Below are 14,651 nucleotides of genomic sequence, written 5' to 3'. Positions count from 1 at the left end.
GGGCTCCGTCTCTGTGTCAGGCTCCCTGCTCGAAGGCGTCCTGTGTGTGATCGGGAGGTTCGCGAGATGGAAGGCACCGAGTCCGGCAACACCCCCGGAATCAGCAGACGTGCGTTGCTCGGCAGTGCCACGGCCGTGGTCGCCGGCACCGTCGCGGGAGGCGGGCCCGCGTCCGCCGCTCCCGGCGCACCCGGGCATGTACCCGAGCTGTGGCACGAGTTCACGCGCGATCCGTACCGGCACCCGCAGATCCCGTTCGTCGGACGGGCGGGCTTCGGCGGCGGATCGCCGCGGCTGCCCCGCCGCCCGGTCGTCGCCGACGTCCGCGACTTCGGCGCCGTCGCGGACGGCCGCACGGACTGCGCCCCGGCCATCAACCGCGCCATCGCCGCCGCCGGACGGGCCGGTGGCGGCACGGTCGTCATCCCGCCCGGCACCTTCCGCATCGACGACCTGATCCGCCTCGGCCATTCCCACGTCGTCCTGCGTGGCGCCGGCAGCGGGCGCACGACGCTCCACGCCACGAAGAACCTCACCGAACTCATCGGCCCGTACGGCTCCCGCTACGGCGGCGACAAGTCCTCCTGGTCCTGGGCGGGCGGGCTCATCTGGCTGGCCCCCGAGGCCCGCTTCGCTTCCCTGACTTCCGCGATCAGGGCGCAGGCGTGGCCGTTCGAGGGCTGGACCGGGAACCGCCGGGACGAGTGGCGCGCGCTCACCGCCGTGGAACCCGCGCGCAGGGGCGACTGGACGGTGACGGTGGCCGACCCGGCCGCTCTGCGCCCCGGCGCGCTGGTGCTGCTCCGCCTCTCCGACGACCCCGGGCACACCCTGCTGAAGCACATGGCGGGCGACGGTCCCGGCCCCGATGCCTACACGTGGAGCGACAAGAGCAAGCTGCTGTCGTACGTCCCCTACGAGTGGCCCGTTCGGGTCACCCGGGTCAGGGGGCGGCGCGTGACCCTGGAGCGTCCCCTCCCGCTCGACGTGCGCCCCGAGTGGGAACCGCGGCTGACCACGCACGTCCCGGAGTTGACGGGCGCGGGTGTCGAGGGGCTGACCCTGGAGGTGGTGGAGACCCCGCAGCGGCCCCATCTGCTCGACCTGGGGTACAACGGCGTCGTGCTGCAGTGCGCCTACGACTGCTGGGTGGACGATGTGACGGTCCGGCACACCGACAACGGCTTCGGTCTGGTCGCCGCGTCCGCCTGCACCCTGCGCCGCACCCGTGTCACGGGGCGGGGCGCCCACCACCCGTACTTCTGCCGCGAGGGCTCGCACGACAACCTCATCGAGGACTTCACCGTCGAGGACCGCACCGCACCTGCTCCCGCCGGGACCCAACTGCACGGCATCAACGTCGAGGGTCTGTCCTCCTACAACGTCTGGTCGCGCGGGGACATGCGGATGGGGACGTTCGACAGCCACCGCGGCATGCCCTTCGCCAACGTCCGCACCGACATCACGGTGCACAACAACGGCCGCCACGGCGGGGACGCCAGCGCCGGTCCCCTCTTCGGCGCCCGGTTCACCCACTGGAACATCCGCGTCACCAACGGGCGCGCGGGTCTGATGAAGATCGACGGCCTGGCCCCGTTCTCCGCGACCGTCGGCATCAACGAGGTCCGGGAGTTCGACCAGGTCGATGTGCCCGACTTCGCCGGTGACCTGCGCAGTCGTCTGGAGCTGTACGGCACGACCGACGTGGTGCGTCCGCGCAACCTGTACGAGGCTCAGCGCGACCTGCGCCCTCGCCGGTGAGCACCGTGCCCTGATCGGCCCGCGGATGCGTGAAGGCGGGTGGGAGGGCCGGGCCCGGAAGGGCCCGGCCCCTGGCATCAGGCTGTGTTCAGCGTCCACTTCTGGTTCGCCCCGCCGGTGCACGTCCAGATCTGGGCGGGTGTGCCGTCAGCGGAGTTGTTGCCCGTGATGTCCAGGCACTTGTCCGCTCCCGAGTTGACGACGTCGTGGGTGGCGGAGTTGTACGACCACTGCTGCGCCGAGGTGCCGTTGCAGGTGTAGAGCTGCACCCTGGCCCCGTCGGCCGTCGAGCCCCCATTGACGTCGAGGCACTTGCCGAGGGCGCGGACCGTCCCGTCCGTGCCGACCGTCCAGCGCTGGGCCGTCGAGCCGTTGCACCCGTACAGCTGCACCGCCGTGCCGTCGGCGGTACTGCCGCCGGCGACGTCCAGGCACTTCCCGGCCAGGCCGACCAGGCTGCCCGTGCCGCCGCCCGGGTTGCCCGACGGCGTACCGGACCAGGTGAACGTGGCGGTCGTGCGGGCGGGCAGCGTGTAGTGGAACGACTGGCCGCCCCAGTCGACGCGGACGGAGCGGGCCGAGGCGCTGCCGTTGTGGGCGATCAGGGCCTTGGAGCCGTCCGGGTTGCGCCAGGCGACGTTGGGCACGGTGGTGGAGGCGGTGGAGGCGATGCGGTACGCGCCGGGCCTGACGAACTTGGTCAGGTGGCCGGTGGTGTAGTACTCGACGGTGTAGTCCACCTGCCCGGCGCGCGGGCCGCCCTCCTGGACGGTGATCAGACCGGTGCAGGTGCCGCAACCGCCGTTGTGCGGGCCCATGTTCTGGTTCAGGGCCAGGCTCCACTTGACCAGGCTGCCGCTCCAGTTGCGGGCGTAGTTGACGATGTCCGCCAGGTCCTCGTTGTGCTGGTTGCCGATCCAGGTGCCGCCGGAGTGCTCGGTGCTGAACTGCCGTACGTTCGGGTACTGGTCGTGCACCTGGCTGCCCACGGCCGGGTCCCCGGCGTAGCCGTGCCAGGCGATCCCGCCGAAGAGGGGGTCGTTGCGCACGCCGGCGTCGGCCAGGATGGGGGCCCCGATGGTGGGGTAGTCCCCGTAGTTCCAGTCGTGCACGAGGACCTTGGTGTCGATGCCGGCCGCGCGGAAGGCCGGGTACACGTGGTTCTTCGTGAACTCGATCAGCCCGGAGGCGTTCCAGCTCATGCCCGGGTAGTTCATGGCGGTGGGGTTGCTCGCCTGGCAGCAGTTCGGCTCGTTCTGCACCGAGAGGTAGTCGATGTCGACACCGGCCGCCTGGTAGCTCTGGATGTACTTCACCAGGTACTGGGCGTACATGGGGTAGTACTCCCACTTCAGCCAGCCCATCTGGTCCATGCGGCCGTTGTCCTTCATCCAGCCCGGCGCGCTCCACGGCACGCCCTTGACGCGCAGCGCGGGGTTGAGCTGCTTGGCCTGGACGGTCAGCAGACGGACGTTGGTGTCGTAGCCGTTGGCGCCGAAGTCGTTGAGGTCGCAGCACGTGTCGTCGAGGGAGACGTGGCCGGGCCGGGACAGGTCCGAGGCTCCGATGGGGTTGCGGACAAAGGAGAGGCCGATGCCGTCCGTGGGGGAGAACAGGCGGCGCATCACGGTGTCGCGGGTCGAGGCGCTGATCGCGCCACCGCGCAGCAGGTGGGCGGTGGTGTCCGTGATGGAGGCGCCACCGCCTTCGAACTGCTGGTAGGTGGTGGACTCGTTGACGTTGATCGTCTGGTCGGCGCTGCCGCCCGAGGAGCCGAAGGTCACGGGGGTCTGCTGCGCGAGTCCGCGGGTGACGTTGCGGCCCGCCGAGTCCGACGTCGTGGTGAGCCAGACGTCGACGCGCTCCCCCGCCGCCGCAGCCGGTGAGGTCAGGCCGGGGCCGGTGATCAGTGCCAGCGCCAGGAGCAGGACGGCTGTGGCGGCGCCGGGCCGTCGCCGGGCCGGGGGTGTTCCGCGCAGGAGCGGGAGTCTGAGGAGCCGGGTCATGACGGACCTCTCTGTGGGGGGTGCTCACCTTCACGCCTTGAAGGCGCGGGCGAGGGACGAGTCCAGCGATCGACTTCGCCCAAGTGCCTTAACTTAAGGCCTGATTAAACTGACGCGACATGAACCCGTCAATAAAACGCACCAAAGAACGGGTCAGAAGCCGACCGTGGACTGACGGACGACGACCGAGGTGGGCAGCGCGACGGACGAACCGGACAACCCCTCCCCCGTCAGCTGCGCGAGGAGCATCCGCGCGGCCGTCTCCCCCATCTTCCGCATGGGCTGATGGACCGTCGTGAGGGCAGGGTGCGTCAGGCCGGCCATCGGGATGTCGTCGAAGCCGATCACGGCCACGTCCTCCGGTACGCGCAGACCGGCCGCGCGCAGGGCGGCCAGCGCGCCGATGGCAGCCAGGTCGTTGTGGGCGAAGACGGCGTCGAACGTGCGGCCTTCGCCGAGCAGCCGGCGCACGGCCGCTCCGCCGCCGGCCTCGGTGAAGTCGCTCTCGACCACGAGCGCGGGATCCAGCGGGTGGCCGTCTTCGGCGTACACACCGCCGAAGCCGTCGAGTCGGTCACGGACACAACCGAAGCGCAGCGGCCCCGCGACGACGAGCGGCCGGTGCCGCTCCAGGGACAGCAGATGACGCGCGGCCGCGGCGCCTCCCTCGCGATTCGCCGCGGTGACGTGCGGGAATTCGGGATGCCGGCCGCGATCGTCGATCAGCACGACGGGAAGTCCCTTGCGGTGCAGCGCCGCCAGCATGGCGAGGGTGTCCTCGGGCTCCACGGCGACCAGACCGTCGAAGGCGCGGGCGGAGACCTGGCTGGTGAACCGTGCGACCGAGTCGGTGCCTCGATTGCAGGTGAAGAGCAGCAGCCCGAACCCGGCCTCCTCCACGGTGTCGACGACTCCCTGCAGCACCTCCCCCATCCAGGGCCAGGTCAGCGAGGGCACGAGCATGCCGACCGTACGGCTGCTCCCGCGGGCCAGGCCCACCGCGCCCGAGCTGGGCACGTAGCCCAGCCGCTCGATGACCTCACGGACATGGGCGCGCGTGGCGTGGTCCACCTCGCCGCGGGTGTTGAGGACGCGCGAGACGGTCGTCTTGCTCACGCCCGCGATCCGAGCCACGTCCGCGATGGTGACCCGCATGGCATCCCTTCCCCGGCGGCCGGTTCCGACGGCAACACCCTATGCGGCGTGGACGAATGGGGCCCTGCGCTCAGCCCGACGCGCGCCACCCTCGGCGCGAGGGCGCCACAGGGTCCCGGCGTCAACCGTTGAAGGGGTCCGGGCTTCGGTATGTACCGATCACTACGAGAAGTATTGACGCCGACATGACAGTGCCGTTCACTCTCGCCAAGCCCGGAACCGGTTCCGGAACCGATTCCGGGAGACAGCCCCCACCACTTCCCCAGGAGGAGTGCTGTGCCGACCCCTTCCCCCCGTCCGCCCACGGGCCGTCAGCGCAGGCGACGTGCCTGGCCGACCGCGCTGGCGGCACTGGCCCTGTTACTCGCCACGCTGTACAGCGGCGCCGGTGCGCCCCGGACGGATGCGAGCTCCACCGAGTTCGACGCCGCGCCGCAAGCCGCTCAGGTGATCCGCGTGGCGGAGTTCCTCGCCGAGTGCCCCTACAGCCACCGGCTCCCCGACGATCCGATCGTCTTCCCCGGCCTGCCCGGGGCCTCCCACATGCACAGCTTCTTCGGCAGCCGGGTGACCAACGCGCACACCGACGTCACCGACCTGCTCGGCTCGTCCTCGACCTGCGCTCCGGCAGTGGACACGTCCTCGTACTGGGTGCCCACGCTCTACCGCGACGGCCAGCCCGTGGAACCCACCGGCACGACCTTCTACTACCTGGGCGAGGGGGTGCGCGACGACGTCATCCAGCGCATCCGCCCGTTCCCGCAGGGCCTGCGCATCGTGGCCGGCAACGCCAAGTCGACCGGCGTCAACGACCCGACGTCGATCGCCCGTTGGTCCTGCCTGCACCATGGGGAGGTCAACCCCTCCAAGGACTTCGTGACCTGCCCGGCCGGATCGATGCTGGAGTCCTACCTGGACTTCCCGCAGTGCTGGGACGGCAGGAACCTGGACTCCGCGGACCACAAGAGCCACATGTCCTACCCGGTCAACGGCGCCTGCCCGGCCAGCCATCCGGTGCCGGTGCCGAAACTCCGCCAGGTCCTGCGCTACCCCGTCTCGGGGAGCACCCAGGGGCTGCGACTGGCTTCCGGGCCCGGCTACACGATGCACGGTGACTTCTTCAACGCCTGGCCCGAGAACGAACTCGCCCGCCGGGTCACCACCTGCATCAACGCCATCGTCAAGTGCGGCGCGGACGGCAACCCTTCCTGATCCGGCCGATGACCCACCGACCACCCCGGCACGGCGAGCGAACCGAGGAGCAGCGATGACCGACCCCTCGCGCGGCGGTACGAGGAAGATCGCCGTCGCTGCTCTGCTCTGCGCGCTGGCCGTGTCGGGGTGCGCCACCTCGCCTCCTTCCGCCCACCCGGCCGAGCCGCGCCGCCCGGTCGGCGCGGCCTCACCCGGCACACCGAACGCCACGGAGGTCGGCTGGATCCAGCTGACGATCGCGATGGACGACCAGGCCCGACGGATCCTGGAGCTGGCACCCCAGCGGAGCGGCAGTGCACGCATGAAGGACTGGGCGGCAGAGACCGCGGCACGGCACCGCGCCCGACTGGCCGTCCTGCGCACCCTGCTGGCCGGCAAGGGCATACCCGACGACAACCCGCATGAAGGGCATGACATGCCCGGCATGGTCGACGCCCAGGAGATGCGGGCTTTGCAGCACGCCCGGGGGCCGCGCTTCGACCGCCTGCTGCGGTCCGCGCTGATCGAACACCTCGACCAGTCGCGGCAACTGGCGGCCGCCGTGCGGAAGACCGACGCCGGCGCCGACGTGAAGGAGGTCGCCCTCGCCACGGACACGTCCGCAGCAAAGGCCCGCCGGCAACTGCCCCCCGCCTGAGGTGACGACGCTCCACTCGGGCCGGCCGGTGTGTCAGTTGCCGGGGAACGTGACCCCGGTCAGCTCCTCGGAGAGGGCCCAGAGACGCCGCTGTGTGGCGAGGTCGTACGACGCGGCGCTCGACCTGACGACGGTGGGGTACCCCTTGCTCTGCTGGAATCCGCGAGGGCCGTAGTACTGCCCGCCCTGGGCGGCGGGGTCGGTGGCCGCCCGCAGGACGGGCAGGGCTCCCATGGCGGGCGATTGCAGGAGCAGCGGGCGGATCATGGCGAACGCCGCCCGGGTGAGCGCGGACGAGTGCGCCATGGCGCTCTTGGACCCGCCGGTGTCGGCACCGCCGGGATGGGCGGCGAGGGCGAGAGGACCGGCTGCGGGAAGTCTGCGCTGGAGTTCGTAGGTGAACATCAGGTTGGCGAGCTTGGAGTGCCCGTAGGCAGCGGTCCGGTTGTACGGGCGTCTGCTCCAGTCGAGGTCGTCGAGGTCCATCGGGCCGCCCATCCGGTGGCCGGCGCTGCTGACGGTGACGATGCGGGAGTCGGCCGTCGCGGGGACGAGGTCGAGCAGGAGCCCGGTCAGGGCGAAGTGCCCCAGGTGATTGGTGGCGAACTGGAGCTCGAACCCGTCCGGGGTCCTGCTGTACGGGGTGTACATCACGCCCGCGTTGTTGATCAGCAGGTCGATGCGGCTCCAGGTGTTGCGCACGTCCTCCGCGGCGCTGCGGACGGAGGCCAGTGAGGACAGGTCGAGGCGCTGCACGTGCAGGTCCGCCCCCGGGACGGCGGCCCCGATCTCCTCGGCGGCGCGCTTGCCCCTGTCCGCGTCGCGTACGGCGAGGACGACGGTCGCACCGCGGCTTGCGAGTGCTTTGGCGGTCTCGAAGCCGATGCCCGTGTTGGCGCCGGTGACGAGGGCGGTGCGGCCTTGCTGGTCGGGGATGTCCTGGGCCGTCCAGCGCGTGGTCGTCGACTGGGTCATGGGTGCTCCGTGTGTTCAGAGGAGGGCCGGGGGGCCGGGGCCTGAGGTGTGAGCTGCGTTGCGGTCGGACCGGACCGCTCGCTGGTTAATCTCATTCACCATCTGGTTAATAGTGTTAACCTTGGAGGTGTGACAGTCAAACGACGCCCCACCGGCACCCATCACGGAGATCTGCGCAACGCGCTGGAACAGGCCGCACTCGCCCTGGTCCGGGAGCGGGGTCCGCACGGCTTCACCCTCGCCGAGGCGTGCCGGCGAGCCGGGGTGAGCGTGTCCGCGCCGTACAAGCACTTCGCCGACCGCGACGCGCTGCTCGCGTCACTGGCCCTGAAGGGCTACCAGGAGCAGCGGCGCCGCTACCGTGCCGCTCTCTCCTCCAGCACCGACCCGGTGGAGCAGCTGGCCGCGTTCGCCACCGCCTACGTGCGCTTCGCGGCCGAAGAGCGCGCGCTCTTCGACATCACCTTCCTCGCCGGGCTCGACACCGAGCGCCACCCCGAGCTGGCCGCGGCGGGGACCGCCCTCCACGACGATCTGATGCCGGTCACCAGGCTCGTCGCCGACGATCCCGACGACGCCTTCGACCTGCTGGTCCAAATCGCCGCAGCGGCCCACGGACTGGCCCTGTTCCAGCAGCGGGGCATGCTCCCCGCCCCTTGGAGCACCCCGCGGTCCGTCGCCGACCAGGCCGCGCGGGCGGCACGCGCGATCGCCGGCCGGCACGCCCGCCCGAGGCCGGCCTGAGCCGCTGTCGCGAGGACGGCCGCGCGGTCCACCGCTCGGGAACGTGTGGACGCGCCGCCCCTGACCCGCCCGCTAGGCGGCCAGCGTCTTGTCCTTCGCCGAGGCGCCCGCCCGGTCGGCCCGGTACTGCTCCAGCAGTGCGTCGGCTGCCGCCAGTGCCTGCTCCGCCGTACGGGATCCGGTCATCACACAGAGCGTGTACGTGGCGTCTTCCAGCGCCCGGCTGGTGCGGCCGGTGGGACGCACATCGTGCTCGATGCGAGCAGAAGCGAATCGGGACAGCGCGGCCCGCAGCTGCCCTTCAGCCGGAACGATCATGGTGACGCCTCTCCCCTCAGAGCCCTTCCCCCCGGCGACTGAGCGCACAACGAGGACCTGGCTGCACTGCGGTCATGTGACACCTCGGCTGCCCCCGGGCACCCCGAGCCACTTTCTTGTAACCCGCATCCGGCCGTTCATGCCGGACAAGCCGCGCCGTGTCCTTCGCCCCTCACCGAGGTCACTGCGGCGGGGCGCCCAAGGGGTGGGCGGCCAGGGCACGGGCCGTGCCGTACAAGTTCGCCGCCATGGCCCGGCCGGTCCTGTGGGCCCAGTCGTGTCCCCGCTGATCGTCGAGGTAGTCCGGCCCGGGGCCGGGACCGAGGTGCCAGTACGTCCACGACTGTCCCGGGATCGTGTAGCCGATGTCGCACAGGGCGCCGTTGATCTCACTGATCACGTGGTGCGCGCCGTCCTCGTTCCCGGTGACGACGACGCCCGCGACGCGGTTGTAGGCGACGGGACGCCCGTCGTCGTCCGTCTCGGAGAGCATCGCGTCCATCCGTTCCAGCACGCGCTGGGCCACGGACGACGGCCGGCCCAGCCAGGTCGGAGACGCGATGATCAGGATCTGCGCCTGCAACAGCCTGGCGTGGACGGCGGGCCAGTCGTCGCCCTCGGCCACCGCTTCGCTGACGACGCCCGGGTGCACGTCGAGATCGACGGCGCGCAGGTGCTCCACCTCCACACCGCCGTGCTCCGCCAGCCACTCACCGACCACCTGGGCGAGGGCCGCGGTGTTGGACGGCTCAGGGGACTTCTTGAGGGTGCAGTTGATCACCAATGCCTTCATGGGAAAGGCCTACCCCGCTGTGCTCCGACCGCCGTGACGTGCACCCGCTCAGACGATCCTGGCGCCCTATTGCGGCGACCCGGTCAGCCGGTGGAACCCCACGTGCTCTGCGTCAGGCCGACCGGGTTGCCGGCCGGGACGATTCCGGAGTCCAGGACCCGCCGGGCGAGCGGTTCGAGCAGGCGGGCGAGACGGGTGGTGCCGTCGGCGCCCAGCGTCCGCCACGGCACGGCCGCCGCGGCGTCCGTGTCCGCCTCCATCGCCTCGTGCGCGGCCGCTCCGGCTCCGGTGAGGCGCCCCTCCTCGTCGACCCAGCCGCGCCCGCGCAACTCCGCCCGCGCCGCACGCCATTGCCCGACGTCCCACTGACGGATGTGCCGCTGGAACTCCGCGTCGGTCTCCCCCGTCGCGCTCTTGAGGACCAGCGCCTCGACCGGCCCCAGACGGCGGCCCACCAGCACGGCGACATGCCCGTCGCCGCGGTGCTCCCGCAAGGTGGTCAGGGCCTGCCACAGCCTGACGTGGGGCTGGGCCGGGCGCGGCAGGGCCTGGTTGGCCGCGCCGAGCACCCGGCCGGCGGTGTCCGCGGCCTGGGCGGCCTCCCAGGCGAGGTCGGCGGCCTCGGCCAGTTCGGCCGAGGCGATGACGTCGGCACCGAAGAGGCCGGTCATCGCGGCGTCCACGGCCCGCTCGCGCGCCTCGATCACCTGCTGCGGGGAAGCGAGAGCCCAGGCGTCCGGCAGCGCCCTCGCCACCCGGTCGGGGTGGAAGACGTAGAAGCAGCCGGCGACGACGGAGGCGGGGGCCGGGCCGAGGGGCGCCGCACGTTGGGCGAAGTAGCCCATCCAGTAGCCCCGCAGCCCCAGACCGTCGAGGGCCTCGCGCACCTCGGCGCTGAAATACACCAGTTGGTGGACCGGTTCGAACCTCTCCCACATCACCCGTGCGACGCTGTCGCTCATCTCCGGCCCTCCCGGCTCGTCCTGCTCCGCTGCGGCGAACACCACGAGGCAGCATCCATCATGACAGCGGTCATAACAACCCTCGGGTCAACCGCGACGACGGGATCGGACCAGGGAGGCGGCCGGGCGTCGGGGAGGCGGCCGGGCGTCGGGGAGGCGGCCGGGCGTCGGGGAGGCGGCCGGGCGTCGGGGGCTCAGCCGTTCAGGATGCCGCCGACCTCGGTGACGGGCACCGTGTCCGCCGCTCGCGGAACCGTCACACGGACCGGCTCACGGATGTCCGACAGGCCCATGGTCAGCGTCGAGCGCGTACCGGACACTTCACCTGCGTGCGTCTGCACCGGCCACCCCCTGCTGTCGATCCAGGCGTCGGCGAAGACCGGGAGATCGCTGCCCAGGGCGTCACGGCCCTGGTCCGTCTTCGTGCGCACGTCCGGCACCATGCGCAGGGTGAAGGTGCGGTGGTCGAGGATGCCACGATGGCGCACGGCCCGCACCCCCGGACGTTCTCCTCGCCCTCCCGGGACACCTCACGCATCGCGGCGACCTGCTCCAGGAGGTGCTCGGGGTGGTTGAGCGGGAAGTCGAAGCCGCCGGTGACGGTCAGCCCCTAGCCTTCCCCTCGCCCTCCAGCTCGATGTCCTGGCGGAACGCGGCGCGACCCTTGCGGAGCGCTGCGACGGTGCCGTGTCCAGCGGGGACGGACGAACCAGACGGGAGGCCAGTCGGAGCTCGGCGTGCTCAGGCCGCGCACGGGCCACTCGCCGGAACGGCCGGTGTCATCGTGGCGCCGTCCGCCCTGCCGGGCGGCTCCGTCGCTCCACGAAGTGGGATCACGCACCGTCCCGGCCCGACCGGGAACCGCGGTAGGCGGCGCGGCGGGTCGCGGCCAGGGCAGTGCCCGGGACGAACGCACGCACGCTGTGGTGATAGATGTCGAAGTCCAGGGTGTCCTCCTGCCCGACCGGCAGGACGGTCGTCACCGTCAGAACCCCGAACCGCCGCCAGGCCCGCTCGCCGGTCTCGGCGCACAGGTCGTAGACGAGCGGCCCGTCGGCCAGCGCGGCGGCCATGCTCCGCGGGTCACCGGGTACCGGCGCCTGCCGGGTCCGGCGAGGAAACGCCGCCAGCAGACAGGACCGGCCGGCCACCCGGTACGGCAGCAGGCTGGAGTACGGGCCGCGCAGCGCGTCGGCGCGGGGAAGCGGAACGTGCCGACCGGCCCGGCCGCGGCCACTGCTGGTCATGAGCAGGTCGAGGGTGCGGTCCGGGCCGTCGACGTCCGGTACCCGCACGGCCAGGCCCAGCCCGTCGGGCAGCCGCCGGGGCAGACCGCCGGCACGCGAGAGGCGGACCGTGGCGTCGAGCCGGCGGGGCGTGTCCAGCCACGGCACGTCCCACGATCCGCCGCCGTCGTCCACCACCTCCAGTTCCCCGCCGCAGGTCAGCCCCTGCGGGTGCAGGGCCGGAGCCCGGCGCAGCCGGGCCAGTGCACGGAAGCCTGCCTCGACCAGCGCGACCGGCCGGGAGGGAGGCGACGGCTGCGTGGCGGCCGTACGGACGGTGTCGCCGGACACGTCGGGCGTGGTCACGATCCCGGCCCCCCGCTCTCGCGCTCGTCTGCTTCAACCCCTACCTCGGCCTCGGCATCACCGTCAGAGAAGGTGCTGGGAGTGCCCTGGCGGCCCTTGGGGGAAAGGTGCTCCTCGGAACTCGTGGGCACGCGGTGCAGCAACCCGTCCTCCGCCTCGCCGTACTGGCCGGTCCGCTCCAGCGGCGGCGAGTAGGCGTGGATGGTGACCGTGGGGCCTGCATCCGGCTCGCGGCGCATGCGGTGGATGAACGTCTCGTCGAAGCGGAAACCCTCGCCCGCCGGCACCCGGGTCCCCACCGGCCGTTCCCCGAGCCGCAGATGCTCGTGCCGGATCGCTCCGCGCGCCACGTGCACGGCGCCGGCCGAGCGGTCGTGGTCGTGGTAGCCGGTGTCGTGGTCGTCCGCCATCCACTCCAGGACCCAGACGCCCAGATGCTCGTCGAGGAAGAGCTCGGCGTAGCCGCGGCCGTCGGTGCGGTGTTCCAGCAGATCGGTCCACAGCCCCTCCGCACCGGCAACGGCCGCGGCGAGCTCCTGAAGCTCCCCACCGGTGAGCGTCCGCTCGGGCGGGACGAAGGGCAGCGGCGCGCTCATCGGCCGCGCCTTCCGAACCTCGGGCCGCCGCCGGCGGAGGGGGCGGGGGCGCGACGCAGCCAGACCGCGATCCACCCCGCCTCCATCGCGGCGTCCAGGAGGTAGGTCGGCCGGAGCCGTCCCTTGGGAACGTAGACCAGGTCGACGGCCAGCAGTGTGGCAGCGGTGACCAGACCGGTGCGGCGGGCGTGTTTCGGGCCCTCGGGGTCCGCGACGGCGGCCAGCTGCATCAGGCCGGCACCCGCCAGGAGGCCGCCCGTCGTCTTCTGCAACCAGTCGTCGGCCTTCGGCCCGAAGACCCATTCGAAGCTGCGCAGGTGCAGCAGCGGCCACAGCCCGCCCACGAGATTGAACGCACCGTGCGCGACGGCCGTCGTGGCCGCGGGCACGGGAGGAGAGTTCCTGCCCACGGGCACCTCCCTTCATGGAGTCGCCCGAGTACCCTCGACCGCCGTCTCCATCCCGTCGGCATCGCCGTCGCCGCGGCTGCGGTGGCCCTCAGCCGTCGTCCCGCCCGGCCTGGCCCGTCCGCCTGGTTCGCCGTGTCGCGGTGAGGGCGCCCAGCACCATGCCCGCCGCCACGATCGCCAGTCCGCGCAGCCACACCTGGGCCTCGATCTGTGTGGCGAGCACGACGCACGAGGCGATGCCCAGCACCGGCAGGGCGGTCGGGGCCCGGAAGTGGTCGGTCTCGCCCTGGTCCCGGCGCAGTACCAGCACCGCCGTGTTGACCATGAGGAAGACGACCAGCAGAAGCAGGACCAGGGTGGACGCCAGGGTCGCGACGCTGCCGGTGAGTGCGAGGAACATCGCCAGCAGCGTGGTGACCGCGATCGCGGCCCACGGCGTACGGCGGCCCGGCAGCACCTTGGTCAGCGCGGCGGGCAGCAGCCCGTCCTTCGCCATGCCGTAGGCCAGGCGGGAGGACATGATGCCGGTGAGCAGGGCGCCGTTGGCCACGGCGACGAGCGCGATGGCGCTGAACAGCCGGGGCGGTACGCCGCCCGCCGCCTCGACGACCTCCAGCAGGGGTCCGCTCGATCCGGCCAGCCGCTCGGTCGGGACAGCGGCGGAGGCGGCCAGGCCCACCAGCACGTACACGGCCCCGGCGGTGGCGAGGGCGCCGAACAGGGCGCGTGGGTAGGAGCGCCGCGGGTCGCGGGTCTCCTCGGCGACGTTCACCGAGGTCTCGAACCCGACGAAGGAGTAGTACGCCAGGACGGAGCCGCTCAGCACGGCCGCGGCCGCGCCCTTCTCCGGCGTGCCCAGTTGCGTGAGGCGCCCTGCGTCGCCGTCGCCGCGCAGCAGCAGCCATGCGCCGAGGACGACGATGACGGCCAGTCCGCCCACCTCGACGACGGTGGCGACGACGTTGGCGCGGGTCGACTCCTTGATGCCTCGCGCGTTGACCAGGGCGAGCAGGGCCAGGAACAGCACGGCCACGAGCCCCACGGGCAGGGTCACGAAGGCCGACAGGTAGTCGCCTCCGAAGCCGCGGGCGAGCGCGGCGACGGAGACGATGCCCGCGGCCAGCATGCAGAAGCCCGCGACGAAGCCGGCGAAGGGACCGAAGGCGCGTGTCGCGTAGTGGCTGGCCCCGCCCGCCCGCGGATACTTCGTCGCCAGCTCGGCGTAGGAGGCCGCGGTCAGCAGCGCCAGCAGCAGCGCGACGATCAGCGGCACCCACACCGCTCCGCCGGCGTCGGCCGCGACCTGCCCGACCAGGACGTACACCCCGGCGCCGAGTACGTCTCCCAAAATGAAGAAGTACAGCAGCGGGGTCGTCAGCGCACGCTTGAGCGCCGTCCCCTCCGGTGCCCCTCGCCCCGCCCCGGCCTCCGCCACCGCTCTGTTTCCGCTGTTTCTCGCCATACCGCCTCGTGTCCCCCGTACCGGA

Annotated in this window: 15 protein-coding genes; 4 read left to right on the top strand and 11 right to left on the bottom strand. The window is 72.0% G+C overall.

Features of this window, described 5'->3' with window-relative positions:
* Positions 1 to 66 precede the first annotated feature (66 nt).
* Positions 67 to 1,761, top strand: coding sequence for a glycosyl hydrolase family 28-related protein (locus tag ACIGAQ_RS28595; protein WP_399787710.1), 1,695 nt, complete (start codon positions 67 to 69; stop codon positions 1,759 to 1,761).
* Between the two features lie 77 nt (positions 1,762 to 1,838).
* Here the strand turns inward: ACIGAQ_RS28595 and ACIGAQ_RS28590 are convergent, their stop codons facing one another.
* Both ACIGAQ_RS28590 and ACIGAQ_RS28585 read right to left on the bottom strand, forming a co-directional pair.
* Positions 1,839 to 3,767, bottom strand: a complete 1,929-nt coding sequence (locus tag ACIGAQ_RS28590; RefSeq protein WP_399787707.1) for a lectin — start codon at positions 3,765 to 3,767, stop codon at positions 1,839 to 1,841.
* Between the two features lie 153 nt (positions 3,768 to 3,920).
* Entirely contained in the window at positions 3,921 to 4,922 is a 1,002-nt protein-coding gene (locus ACIGAQ_RS28585) for a LacI family DNA-binding transcriptional regulator (protein ID WP_399787704.1), read from the bottom strand.
* A 276-nt stretch (positions 4,923 to 5,198) separates the two neighbouring features.
* Between ACIGAQ_RS28585 and ACIGAQ_RS28580 the strand changes: the two genes are divergently transcribed.
* Together ACIGAQ_RS28580 and ACIGAQ_RS28575 are read left to right on the top strand one after the other, a co-directional pair.
* On the top strand, positions 5,199 to 6,134 hold the full coding sequence (locus tag ACIGAQ_RS28580; protein WP_399787701.1) for a DUF1996 domain-containing protein: 936 nt from the start codon (positions 5,199 to 5,201) through the stop codon (positions 6,132 to 6,134).
* A gap of 55 nt (positions 6,135 to 6,189) precedes the next feature.
* Complete coding sequence (locus ACIGAQ_RS28575) at positions 6,190 to 6,774, top strand: DUF305 domain-containing protein (protein WP_399787698.1); 585 nt, start codon at positions 6,190 to 6,192, stop codon at positions 6,772 to 6,774.
* A 33-nt stretch (positions 6,775 to 6,807) separates the two neighbouring features.
* Here the strand turns inward: ACIGAQ_RS28575 and ACIGAQ_RS28570 are convergent, their stop codons facing one another.
* Complete coding sequence (locus tag ACIGAQ_RS28570; RefSeq protein ID WP_399787695.1) at positions 6,808 to 7,749, bottom strand: oxidoreductase; 942 nt, start codon at positions 7,747 to 7,749, stop codon at positions 6,808 to 6,810.
* A gap of 129 nt (positions 7,750 to 7,878) precedes the next feature.
* Between ACIGAQ_RS28570 and ACIGAQ_RS28565 the strand changes: the two genes are divergently transcribed.
* The gene (locus ACIGAQ_RS28565) at positions 7,879 to 8,493 is read left to right on the top strand and encodes a TetR/AcrR family transcriptional regulator (protein WP_362280290.1); all 615 of its coding nucleotides are present in this window, start codon (positions 7,879 to 7,881) and stop codon (positions 8,491 to 8,493) included.
* A 72-nt stretch (positions 8,494 to 8,565) separates the two neighbouring features.
* On the opposite strand, the gene ACIGAQ_RS28560 is transcribed toward ACIGAQ_RS28565, so the two are convergent.
* From ACIGAQ_RS28560 to ACIGAQ_RS28525, 8 genes are all read right to left on the bottom strand, one after another.
* Entirely contained in the window at positions 8,566 to 8,811 is a 246-nt protein-coding gene (locus tag ACIGAQ_RS28560) for a DUF5133 domain-containing protein (RefSeq protein WP_311678500.1), read from the bottom strand.
* Positions 8,812 to 8,992: 181 nt separating this feature from the next.
* Positions 8,993 to 9,604 (bottom strand): flavodoxin family protein, encoded by a 612-nt coding sequence (locus ACIGAQ_RS28555; protein WP_311678501.1) that lies wholly within the window; start codon positions 9,602 to 9,604, stop codon positions 8,993 to 8,995.
* 83 nt (positions 9,605 to 9,687) lie between these two features.
* Positions 9,688 to 10,566 carry a hypothetical protein gene (locus tag ACIGAQ_RS28550; protein WP_399787690.1) on the bottom strand — a complete coding sequence of 293 codons (879 nt, stop codon included), beginning with the start codon at positions 10,564 to 10,566 and terminating at the stop codon, positions 9,688 to 9,690.
* A 194-nt stretch (positions 10,567 to 10,760) separates the two neighbouring features.
* The gene (locus ACIGAQ_RS28545; protein ID WP_399787687.1) at positions 10,761 to 11,054 is read right to left on the bottom strand and encodes a hypothetical protein; all 294 of its coding nucleotides are present in this window, start codon (positions 11,052 to 11,054) and stop codon (positions 10,761 to 10,763) included.
* 345 nt (positions 11,055 to 11,399) lie between these two features.
* Positions 11,400 to 12,158 carry a phosphodiesterase gene (locus ACIGAQ_RS28540; protein ID WP_399787684.1) on the bottom strand — a complete coding sequence of 253 codons (759 nt, stop codon included), beginning with the start codon at positions 12,156 to 12,158 and terminating at the stop codon, positions 11,400 to 11,402.
* The gene (locus ACIGAQ_RS28535) at positions 12,155 to 12,754 is read right to left on the bottom strand and encodes a cysteine dioxygenase (RefSeq protein WP_399787681.1); all 600 of its coding nucleotides are present in this window, start codon (positions 12,752 to 12,754) and stop codon (positions 12,155 to 12,157) included. Before ACIGAQ_RS28535 ends, ACIGAQ_RS28540 begins: the two co-directional genes overlap by 4 nt.
* A complete protein-coding gene (locus tag ACIGAQ_RS28530; RefSeq protein WP_362280269.1) occupies positions 12,751 to 13,164 on the bottom strand; it encodes a hypothetical protein in 414 nt (137 codons plus the stop codon). The genes ACIGAQ_RS28535 and ACIGAQ_RS28530 overlap by 4 nt, the downstream gene beginning before the upstream one ends.
* Positions 13,165 to 13,252: 88 nt before the next feature.
* The gene (locus ACIGAQ_RS28525) at positions 13,253 to 14,626 is read right to left on the bottom strand and encodes an APC family permease (protein WP_399787678.1); all 1,374 of its coding nucleotides are present in this window, start codon (positions 14,624 to 14,626) and stop codon (positions 13,253 to 13,255) included.
* Between the last annotated feature and the right edge of the window lie 25 nt (positions 14,627 to 14,651).

This window comes from Streptomyces sp. NPDC085932, from assembly GCF_044540525.1.
Taxonomy (GTDB): Bacteria; Actinomycetota; Actinomycetes; order Streptomycetales; family Streptomycetaceae; genus Streptomyces; species Streptomyces levis.
The sequence above is the reverse complement of the archived record's forward strand: the minus strand, read 5'-3'. Positions and strand labels throughout refer to the sequence as shown.

Coding starts and splice junctions, on each gene's coding strand:
- ACIGAQ_RS28595 (WP_399787710.1), top strand. CDS start 67: ATGGAAGGCACCGAGTCCGGCAACACCCCCGGAATCAGCAGACGTGCG.
- ACIGAQ_RS28590 (WP_399787707.1), bottom strand. CDS start 3,767: ATGACCCGGCTCCTCAGACTCCCGCTCCTGCGCGGAACACCCCCGGCC.
- ACIGAQ_RS28585 (WP_399787704.1), bottom strand. CDS start 4,922: ATGCGGGTCACCATCGCGGACGTGGCTCGGATCGCGGGCGTGAGCAAG.
- ACIGAQ_RS28575 (WP_399787698.1), top strand. CDS start 6,190: ATGACCGACCCCTCGCGCGGCGGTACGAGGAAGATCGCCGTCGCTGCT.
- ACIGAQ_RS28570 (WP_399787695.1), bottom strand. CDS start 7,749: ATGACCCAGTCGACGACCACGCGCTGGACGGCCCAGGACATCCCCGAC.
- ACIGAQ_RS28560 (WP_311678500.1), bottom strand. CDS start 8,811: ATGATCGTTCCGGCTGAAGGGCAGCTGCGGGCCGCGCTGTCCCGATTC.
- ACIGAQ_RS28555 (WP_311678501.1), bottom strand. CDS start 9,604: ATGAAGGCATTGGTGATCAACTGCACCCTCAAGAAGTCCCCTGAGCCG.
- ACIGAQ_RS28550 (WP_399787690.1), bottom strand. CDS start 10,566: ATGAGCGACAGCGTCGCACGGGTGATGTGGGAGAGGTTCGAACCGGTC.
- ACIGAQ_RS28535 (WP_399787681.1), bottom strand. CDS start 12,754: ATGAGCGCGCCGCTGCCCTTCGTCCCGCCCGAGCGGACGCTCACCGGT.
- ACIGAQ_RS28525 (WP_399787678.1), bottom strand. CDS start 14,626: ATGGCGAGAAACAGCGGAAACAGAGCGGTGGCGGAGGCCGGGGCGGGG.